Genomic DNA, 9502 nt, shown 5'->3' with positions numbered 1-9502 from the left:
AATAACGTAATAACTTCGTATAGCATACATTATACGAAGTTATACGAAAATAGCATCGTCTGAAGAAAAAGAAGAAGAGCTTACAGCAGCCAATGTATGCAATTAAAAAACGATTGCCGTGTTTCCGGGCTCTTGCTTACCAGAGAACCACAACACACCATTCAAAATGGGCATGGCGGTAATTGATTGGCGTCTGTCAGCCAAAATTGATGATGCCAATTATCATAGATTGAGATTGGCATTTTACTTTCCTTAAATTCAGTAAAAGATAAATCACATAAAAGCCATTTCAGGAAAGCCGCACAAACTGTTGGACGAAGTTTAAAATGGAAAATCAATCCTACTCATCACGAGGGCAAACCATTCCACTGCCACTCACTTTTTAGTATCGGGAGGTATGGTCGGTGATTTTAGACAATCGATGAAGAAGTTGGCTCGGGTGAAAGCACAGCTGCAACCTGGGATTCAAAATAGAATGGTTAAACGTTGCTTGACTCTCTAACCTATTGAGATTTTTCAAAATCTCCCGGTTACAGCTTTCGGTTTTTACTCGGCCTACGGACAAATTATGTTTTGTGTGAGCTCGATGTCGCACCCTCAGCATAGAATTTACTGGATAAGCGGAGGAATACTTTTTTATCTGGCCTAACTCAGAGTATAATTGTCGGTTAAGCCATCACTATCAGGATGACCATGAGCTGTTTATTTTGCAAGATTGTAAGTGGAGAAATACCATCGAAGATAGCATTTGAAGATCCGGAAGTTATTGTGATTCATGACATTAGGCCACAGGCGCCAACACATATGCTGATCATTCCTAAGCAACACATTGCAACAATTAATGAAGCTGATAGTAAGGATGAGCAGCTATTAGGCCGCATGATACTTACTGGAAAGAAGATGGCTAAGGCTGAAAAACTAAGTGAAGATGGATACCGATTGGTTTTCAATGTCAATTCTGGTGGCGGGCAGGAAGTTTACCACATTCATTTACATCTGCTGGGCGGTCGTCAGATGACATGGCCTCCAGGCTAGGACTCATTACAATGCAGGAATTATATAAAGAAATTATTGAAAGACTGGGCGAAGACGTCAACCGTGAAGGCCTACGCGACACACCCGAGCGTGCTGCAAATGCTTTGCGTTACCTTACCAAAGGGTACAGTGAAAATCTTGATGACATCATCAACAATGCCTTGTTTGAATCCGACATGAGTGAGATGGTCATTGTAAAAGACATTGAAATGTATTCGATGTGTGAACATCATTTATTGCCCTTTTTGGGAAAATGCCATGTAGGCTATTTACCTAATGGTAAAGTGTTGGGTTTATCTAAAATCGCACGTATCGTTGATTATTTTGCTCGCCGTTTACAAATTCAAGAACGCCTGACTAGTGAAATTGCTTATTGTATTTCATCAATTACTGGTGCGCGCGGTGTAGCAGTAGTGATGGAAGCAAAGCACTTATGCATGATGATGCGGGGGGTAGAGAAACAAAATTCCATTATGACAACGTCAGTTATGTTGGGTGAAATGCGTGATAACCCTGCTAGCAGAAGTGAATTTTTACAACTGATTAAATAATAAGTCAGTTGCAGCGCTTCAATAACTCCCCACAGTAAAGCAAGCACTATACAAATAGAGCACAGCAGCCTAAACGATACAGTATAGGCTGCTCTAACGCACTTATTCTTCTTCTGGCGAAGATGATTCCATTTCTGCGTCAACATCATCTGATATTTCTTCTGATGCGTCATTTTTAGAATCAGCAGGCATCTGCGGCTTATCTTTCCACTCCAACTTGACGCGGCCTTGCTTATCAACTCCTGCCACAAAGACTTCTATTTCCTGACCTTCACTTAATACAGATTCAACCTTTTGAGAACGATCAGCACAAATCTGCGAAATATGTAAGAGACCATCTTTACCAGGCAATAAATTGATAAAGGCACCAAAATCAACAATCTTGCTGACTTTTCCTTTATACGTTTGCCCTACTTCGACTTCAGCAATTAAGGCTTTAATTTGACGTTGTGCCTCTTCCAATGCTTCAGCGTCAGGAGAAAATAGTTGTACAGTACCACTATCATCAATATCAATAGCTACACCCGTACTTTCAATCAAGCCTTTAATTGTAGCGCCACCTTTGCCAATAATAGTGCGAATTTTATCTTCAGCAACTTTCATGGTAGCAATTCTAGGTGCATGTTGGGACAATTCTTCACGGTGCTCAGATAAGGAACTGTTCATTACGCCAAGAATATGAATTCGTCCAGCTAGTGCTTGATCCAGAGCCTGCTCCATAATCTCTTTAGTGATCCCAGTAATTTTTATATCCATTTGCAGCGCAGTAATGCCCTTTTCAGTACCTGCAACTTTAAAATCCATATCACCTAAGTGATCTTCATCACCCAGAATATCGGTCAGAACAGCAAAACGCTCGCCGTCTTTAATCAAACCCATCGCAACACCAGCAACAGGTGCTTTCAGAGGTACACCAGCATCCATTAAGGCTAAGCTGGTACCACAAACTGTTGCCATGGAACTTGAGCCATTTGACTCTGTAATGTCAGAAACAACACGCAACACATAAGGAAATTCAGCCGCAGTAGGAAGTACTGCTATCAAGCTGCGTTTCGCTAAGCGGCCATGACCAATTTCTCGCCGTTTCGGACTACCAACCATCCCTGTCTCGCCAACCGAATAGGGAGGAAAATTGTAATGAAGCATGAATCTGTCTTTGGTTTCACCACTCAAATTATCCAAAATTTGAGCATCACGCTCATTACCTAACGTCGCAGCAACGATCGCCTGAGTTTCTCCGCGAGTAAACAATGCAGACCCGTGCGTTCTCTCCAGGCATTTTGTACGAATCGCAATTGGGCGTACTGTTTTCTGATCGCGCCCATCAATACGTGGCTCACCATCTAAAATACGGTTACGTACAATCGTTTTTTCCAAATTCCACAGTATGTCGATCACTGCGTCTTTATTGACGTCTTCTTGTTCGCTGCTGATTTTTTCAACGATTTCTTGTCTTATCGCATCAAGACGTTGATAACGTTGTTGCTTATCCTTCAATAAATAAGCTTGGGTAACTGCAGAAGTAGCCAATTCAACCACTTTCGATTGCAAGGCTGTATCCGCAGGAGGAGCAACCCAATCCCAAGCCGCTTTACCAGCTTCTTTAGCAAATTCTACAATTGCCTTAATGACAGACTTCATCATTTCATGGCCAAATAATACCGCACCCAGCATGACTTCTTCGCTGAGCTCCCGTGCTTCTGATTCAACCATCAAAATAGCATCATGGGTGCCGGCAACAACCAAATCCAGCTCAGATTGTGCTAATTGCTTTATGCCCTGGATTTAACAGATAGACGCCATCTTTATAACCTACACGTGCAGCACCAATAGGACCCTGGAAAGGAACACCTGAAATGGCAAGTGCTGCAGAAGCAGCGATCATTGAAACGATGTCAGCTGGAACCTCAGGATTCAATGACATAACCGTTGCAATAATCTGTACTTCGTTGTGGAAAGCTTCTGGGAATAGAGGACGCAGAGGTCTATCCATTAAGCGGGAAGTTAAGGTTTCATTTTCGCTGGGGCGTCCTTCTCGTTTATTAAATCCCCCAGGAATCTTGCCTGCTGCATAAGATTTTTCCTGATAATTAACGGTCATAGGGAAAAAATCGTTGTTTTCAGCCCCCTCTTTTTTGGCAACTACAGTAACGAGAACCTGTGTCCCGCCCATGCTGGCAAAAACAGCGCCATCTGCTTGTCTAGCTATTTCACCGGTTTCAAGTACCAGCGTGTGTTCACCGAATCGTATTTCTTTAGTGATTTTAGCCACGTAACCCACCTCTTTAAATTGTTATAATGAAAAAAAAGGCGCAGAAAACTGCGCCTTTCATTTGACCTGAGAATCGAGCAGATTAGTCCCATTAACATGGTTCTGAATACTCAATAGGAATCCCGTAGGCCCAGATTTTGAATCAATGTTTGATAACGAGCTTGATCATTTCTCTTCAAGTACTTAAGTAACTTACGGCGCTTATTTACTAATTCTTGTAAACCGCGTCGTGAATGGAAATCTTTTTATTCTCTTTAAAATGATCAGTTAAATATTTAATACGACCTGTCATTAGAGAAACTTGAACTTCAGGCGAACCAGTATCTTTATCAGCTCGCTTATATTCGTTAACAATTTCTGCTTTTTGTGCGCTAGTTAGCGACATTATTCACTCCTGAGGATAAGCTAAGTGTTTATTCAAAGGGGAGCATTCTATCAAGGCCAGCTCCTTGACACAAGTATTAGTTGGGAATTTGTGCAATATTTATTGACTTTTCCTTTATAGAAATAAAGAGCTTGAAGCAATCTACTCTTGCTGTTGCTAAGACCTGCTCAACTTATGAAACAGCCTCGCTAGTTAACAGACGTTTTACTGTTAAAACACCCGATAATTGCAGTTCTCCCAACCCAATAAAATGTTCCCACTCATCATGAAGACGAACACAGCCGCTCGTGAAATTGGGAATTATTTTATTAATAAGCACTTTACCCTGCCGTAGAGCAATTATTTCTTCAGCATTCAAAGCTAACGCCGGTAAATAGGATACTGCCCTCTCCATAGGCAAGAGACACGCTAATCGTTGTGCGGCTGTTTTATTCTGTAAATCATCGATACTGTACATCGGCTCTTCAGCAAACCCTGCTGTATGCACACGATGGAGCCTAGTTACATGCGCGCCAACACCCAGTCTATCACCAATATCTTCAACCAGATTACGGATATATGTGCCTTTACTGCATGATACTTTAATATCAAATTCTTTATTACTAAATCCAGTTAAATTCAATTGATGAATAATGATCTCTCTTGCTGCACGAGCAACATCCACACCTTCGCGAGCATATTTATAGAGGGGGGTTCCTTTATGCTTTAAAGCCGAAAACATAGAAGGGATTTGTTGAATATTGCCTCTGAACTGCTCAAGAGTAGCCAGTAATTGAGATTCTGTCAGCACAAAATTAGAGATTTCTTGCGTGACCTCACCACATGCATCAGCAGTATTCGTTTTGATACCCAACAAGCCACTTGCTTCATAGCATTTATCAGCATCGAGGAGATATTGGCAAAATTTGGTCGCTTCACCAAAACAGATCGGCAACATACCGGTAGCCAATGGATCTAAACTTCCAGTATGACCGGCTTTTTTTGCTTGAAATAATCTTTTAACCTGCTGCAATACAGCGTTAGACGACAATCCTTGTGGTTTATTGAGCAGTAAAATACCGTTTACAGACTGCTTATTCTCAATTTTGCTCATCATCGGTGTCTGGAGGATTAACTTCATCAATCAACCGACTTAATCGCCTGCCATATTCTATTGATTCATCATATACAAAATGAAGCTGAGGAACCGTACGCAATGTTACTGACCTCGCTAAAGCAGAACGTAAGTAGCTTGCAGCCGCATTAAGAATTGCCGCCGTTTGCTCCGCGTCATCATTGAAAACGGTAAAATAAACCTTTGCATGTCCCAAATCCGCAGAAACCTTTACCGCAGAGATAGTAATAAAAGCAGGCAATCGCGGATCTTTGATTTCCTGCTGAATGATTTGCGAAAGCTTCCGCTGCATCATCTCTGCAACACGGTCGGTTCGCTTAAAATCTTTACTCATAAATCACGCTTTATTTCAATTGTCTCAAATACTTCAATTAAATCGCCAGCTTTAACATCATTGTAGTTCTTCACACCAATACCGCACTCGAACCCTTGGCGAACTTCAACAACATCATCTTTAAAACGTCTTAGTGATTCCAACGTACCTTCATAAATAACAACGTTATTCCTGAGTACGCGAATTGGATTATTACGCTTGATCATACCCTCAACAACCATACAACCGGCGATTGCCCCCAGTTTGGGTGAGCGGAATACATCTCGCACTTCTGCAATACCAATAATCTCTTCTTTAAATTGAGGAGCCAGCATACCCGATAGTGCACCTTTGACTTGATCAACGATGTCGTAAATAACACTGAAATAGTGTAAAGAGACAGCTTCCTGTTCAGCCAGTTTCTTAGCACCACTGTCAGCCCTGACATTGAAACCAATTAAAATTGCATTAGAAGCAATAGCTAAATGTACATCAGACTCAGTAATACCACCGACACCGCTAGCAATAATTTCAACTTTCACTTCATCAGTTGATAATTTAACCAAAGCATCAGCAATCGCTTCAACAGAGCCTTGAACATCAGCCTTCAAGACCACGTTCAACACTTTTATCTCTGCTGTAGTCATGGTTTCAAAGATACCATCCAGAGAAGATTTTTGCCGTCTAGCCAGCTTAACATCACGGAATTTCCCCTGGCGGAATAAAGCCACTTCCCGAGCACGTTTCTCATCAGGAACAACCACTGCTTCATCACCAGCATGTGGAATAGCAGACAAACCAAGTACCTCAACGGGAATAGAAGGCCCCGCACTGTCTACCAGAGTGCCATTATCACTGACTAAAGCGCGAACACGGCCATACTGCAAACCAGCTAACAAGATATCGCCTTTATGCAAAGTTCCATTTTGTACAAGCACAGTAGCCACAGGACCACGTCCTTTATCAAGTCGCGATTCAATGACCACCCCTTTTGCTGCACCATCAGTATTCGCAGTTAATTCTAATACTTCGGATTGCAACAAAACGGCATCCAGCAATTCGTCTATACCTAATCCAGATTTAGCCGAAATTTTTACGAACATGGTATCTCCGCCCCATGACTCAGGAATTACATCATAAGCTGATAGTTCGTTCATCACTCGATCAGGATCAGCATCAGGCTTATCCATCTTATTAACAGCGACAATGATTGGTACATTAGCTGCTTTAGCATGTTGTACTGCTTCAACCGTTTGCGGTTTAACACCATCATCTGCCGCAACAATCAGAATCACGATGTCAGTAGCCTGCGCTCCACGAGCACGCATTGCAGTAAAAGCAGCGTGGCCTGGTGTATCAAGAAAAGTAATTTCACCTTTAGGCGTGCTCACGTGATAAGCACCAATATGCTGGGTTATGCCACCCGCTTCGCCAGCAGCAACCTTGGTACGTCTGATGTAGTCAAGTAATGAAGTTTTACCATGATCCACATGCCCCATAATAGTTACAACAGGAGCACGCGCTTCTATTTTACTTCCTTTATTCAATACATCGCCAAGTGTATCTTCTATAGCATTTTCTTTTACTATTTTTGATTTATGCCCCATTTCTTCAACAACGATGGCAGCCGTATCCTGATCGATAACCTGGTTGATAGTAGCCATAGCACCAAGGCCCATCATTATTTTAATGACTTCGGCAGCTTTTACCGACATGCGTTTGGCCAGTTCAGCTACAGTAATTGTTTCTGGTATCAATACTTCATGTACCATAGGTGTCGTTGGCATAGCAAAGCCATGAGTCAATGCTTCTTCAGCCTCACGATATTTCTCTGATTTTTCACTACCCTTGCGCTTTTTAACTTTACTACGCTTATGGCGCATTATAGAGCCTTCATCATCCTCGCGCACAGGAGCCTGATATTTACCTCGCTTGTTACGACCCTTCTTGAAATCTGAATCAGGCTCGGAATCAGTTCTATCGCTCTTATCGCCGTGTTTCTTTTTCGCAGCCTTCTCAACCTTTTCTTCAATAACAGGTTCCGTCAGAATATTATCGATTACAGGGAGAGTTTCTTGACTAATGGCTTCATCCGCTTCGGCAACTAATTCTGGCTCTTCAGCGGCTGTCAACTCATCTTGCTCGCTTGACTCTTCAAGCAAAACTTCAACTTCAGATTCAGCAACAGATTCAACGCCAGAGAGTTGTATTGCTTCTTCCGTTACAACATCTTCAACTGGCGCAGCAATATCTTCTTCATGTTCAGTTTCACTTTGCTGATCTATCAAGCTACTTCGTTTGACATAGGTTCGCTTTTTACGGACTTCGATATTCACGGTTTTGCCGCTATGTACATCATGGCCAACAGTCACCTGAGAAAGGCTCTTACGACGAAGAGTAATTCTCTCCGGGGTTGCTCTTGTTTCCCGGGTTGAGCTGCCTTTAAGATGATTTAACAGAATACGCTTCTGTTCTTCGTTGACTGTCTGTTGCTCATCACTAAAAGATAACCCTGCTTCCTGTAACTGGTTTAATAGGCGTTCAACAGGGATACCAACGACTTGAGCCAATTGTTTAACCGTCACATCCGCCATAATTTAATCCCCTTTCAGCAATCCCACATAGAAACTGCTCTAATTCTAAATACTATGTGCTCAAAATTCTTTCTATAATCAAAGCATTAAGCAAACACATTGATAATCTGGTAATGCACGGCATTGAAGCTCTCCAATCCCGAGCAATCTGATTAATACTTATCGAAACCACGGTTCGCGCGCCTTCATAATCAATTTGGCAGCTTGCTCTTCCGTCATACCATGAACATCAAGCAATTCATCAACCGATTGTTCAGCAAGTTCATCCATTGTCGTAATCCCTTTAGCTGCTAAGCTATTAGCTAAAGCCTCCGTCATTCCATCCATTTCCAACAGCGATTCGGTGGGAGTCCCAGCCAAACCTTGTCCAGAAGTTAATGCCTGAGTTAGTAGCGTATCATTTGCTCTATTTCTTAATTCATCAACAATTTCTTCGTCAAATTCTTCAATAGCAAGTAGCTCTTCTTTTGGAACATAGGCAATCTCTTCCAGGGAAGAAAATCCATGTGTCACCAAAAGATTAGCGATTTCTTCATCAATTTCCAACGTTGTGGTAAAGAGATTAACAATCTTGCTCGACTCTTCCTGGCTCTTATTATTAAACTCCTCAACCGTCATCACATTTAATGTCCAACCTGTCAGTTGGCTGGCCAATCTGACATTTTGTCCACTTCGGCCAATTGCTTGTGATAACTGATCTTTCTGGACTGCCAGATCCATGGTGTGGCTATCTTCATCAACGACAATCGAGGTGATATCAGCAGGCGCCATGGCATTAATCACCAATTGTGCTGGGTTATCATCCCATAAAATAATATCAACGCGCTCACCACCTAATTCACCAGAAACAGCTTGAACGCGGGCACCGCGCATTCCCACACAAGCACCCACTGGATCAATCCGTCCATCATTGGTTTTAACAGCGATTTTAGCTCGATTGCCTGGTTCTCGGGCAGCCGCTTTGACCTCAATAACATTTTCACCAATTTCAGGGACTTCTATGCGGAACAGTTCGACCAGCATTTCATTGCGGGTACGACTAACATACAGTTGTGGTCCCCGTGCTTGAGGTGTTATCTCGTATAAATAAGCACGTACTCTATCATTTGGTCTAAACATTTCATTGGGTAACATTTCGTTACGTGGCATAAAGGCTTCTGCTTTACCACCTAAATCTATAATAATGTTATCTCGTGTCACTTTCTTGACTGTCCCATAAACAAGTTGGCCTAATTTAT

8 protein-coding genes and 1 pseudogene are annotated in these 9502 nt (G+C 42.1%); 2 read left to right on the top strand and 7 right to left on the bottom strand.

The window, feature by feature from the left end:
* Nucleotides 1-693: 693 nt before the first annotated feature.
* Entirely contained in the window at nucleotides 694-1035 is a 342-nt protein-coding gene (locus BN58_RS05095; protein ID WP_019215921.1) for a histidine triad nucleotide-binding protein, read from the top strand.
* An 11-nt stretch (nucleotides 1036-1046) separates the two neighbouring features.
* A complete protein-coding gene (folE, locus tag BN58_RS05090; protein ID WP_019215920.1) occupies nucleotides 1047-1586 on the top strand; it encodes a GTP cyclohydrolase I FolE in 540 nt (179 codons plus the stop codon).
* Nucleotides 1587-1688: 102 nt separating this feature from the next.
* Here the strand turns inward: folE and pnp are convergent, their stop codons facing one another.
* From pnp to nusA, 7 genes and pseudogenes are all read right to left on the bottom strand, one after another.
* Nucleotides 1689-3302: a polyribonucleotide nucleotidyltransferase gene (gene pnp / locus BN58_RS22295; RefSeq protein ID WP_408605461.1), complete on the bottom strand. Its 1614-nt coding sequence runs from the start codon at nucleotides 3300-3302 to the stop codon at nucleotides 1689-1691.
* Nucleotides 3303-3339: 37 nt separating this feature from the next.
* Entirely contained in the window at nucleotides 3340-3858 is a 519-nt protein-coding gene (locus BN58_RS37520) for a hypothetical protein (protein WP_408605460.1), read from the bottom strand.
* 110 nt (nucleotides 3859-3968) lie between these two features.
* Nucleotides 3969-4243: pseudogene (rpsO, locus tag BN58_RS05080) on the bottom strand (30S ribosomal protein S15).
* A 172-nt stretch (nucleotides 4244-4415) separates the two neighbouring features.
* Nucleotides 4416-5336, bottom strand: coding sequence for a tRNA pseudouridine(55) synthase TruB (truB, locus tag BN58_RS05075; protein WP_019215919.1), 921 nt, complete (start codon nucleotides 5334-5336; stop codon nucleotides 4416-4418).
* Nucleotides 5323-5691 (bottom strand): 30S ribosome-binding factor RbfA, encoded by a 369-nt coding sequence (gene rbfA / locus BN58_RS05070; RefSeq protein WP_019215918.1) that lies wholly within the window; start codon nucleotides 5689-5691, stop codon nucleotides 5323-5325. The genes truB and rbfA overlap by 14 nt, the downstream gene beginning before the upstream one ends.
* Nucleotides 5688-8264, bottom strand: coding sequence for a translation initiation factor IF-2 (gene infB, locus BN58_RS05065; RefSeq protein WP_019215917.1), 2577 nt, complete (start codon nucleotides 8262-8264; stop codon nucleotides 5688-5690). Before infB ends, rbfA begins: the two co-directional genes overlap by 4 nt.
* 159 nt (nucleotides 8265-8423) lie before the next feature.
* On the bottom strand, nucleotides 8424-9502 hold a 1079-nt coding region (gene nusA / locus BN58_RS05060), incomplete at its 5' end, for a transcription termination factor NusA (RefSeq protein ID WP_019215916.1).

Source organism: Legionella tunisiensis, from assembly GCF_000308315.1.
GTDB classification, from domain to species: Bacteria; Pseudomonadota; Gammaproteobacteria; order Legionellales; family Legionellaceae; genus Tatlockia; species Tatlockia tunisiensis.
Note: the sequence above shows the minus strand (reverse complement) of the source record. Positions and strands in the feature narration are given on the sequence as shown.

Excerpts from the sequence above, each read along its gene's own strand:
- truB (WP_019215919.1), bottom strand. The coding sequence starts at position 5,336 with ATGAGCAAAATTGAGAATAAGCAGTCTGTAAACGGTATTTTACTGCTC.
- infB (WP_019215917.1), bottom strand. The coding sequence starts at position 8,264 with ATGGCGGATGTGACGGTTAAACAATTGGCTCAAGTCGTTGGTATCCCT.
- rbfA (WP_019215918.1), bottom strand. The coding sequence starts at position 5,691 with ATGAGTAAAGATTTTAAGCGAACCGACCGTGTTGCAGAGATGATGCAG.
- BN58_RS05095 (WP_019215921.1), top strand. The coding sequence starts at position 694 with ATGAGCTGTTTATTTTGCAAGATTGTAAGTGGAGAAATACCATCGAAG.
- folE (WP_019215920.1), top strand. The coding sequence starts at position 1,047 with ATGCAGGAATTATATAAAGAAATTATTGAAAGACTGGGCGAAGACGTC.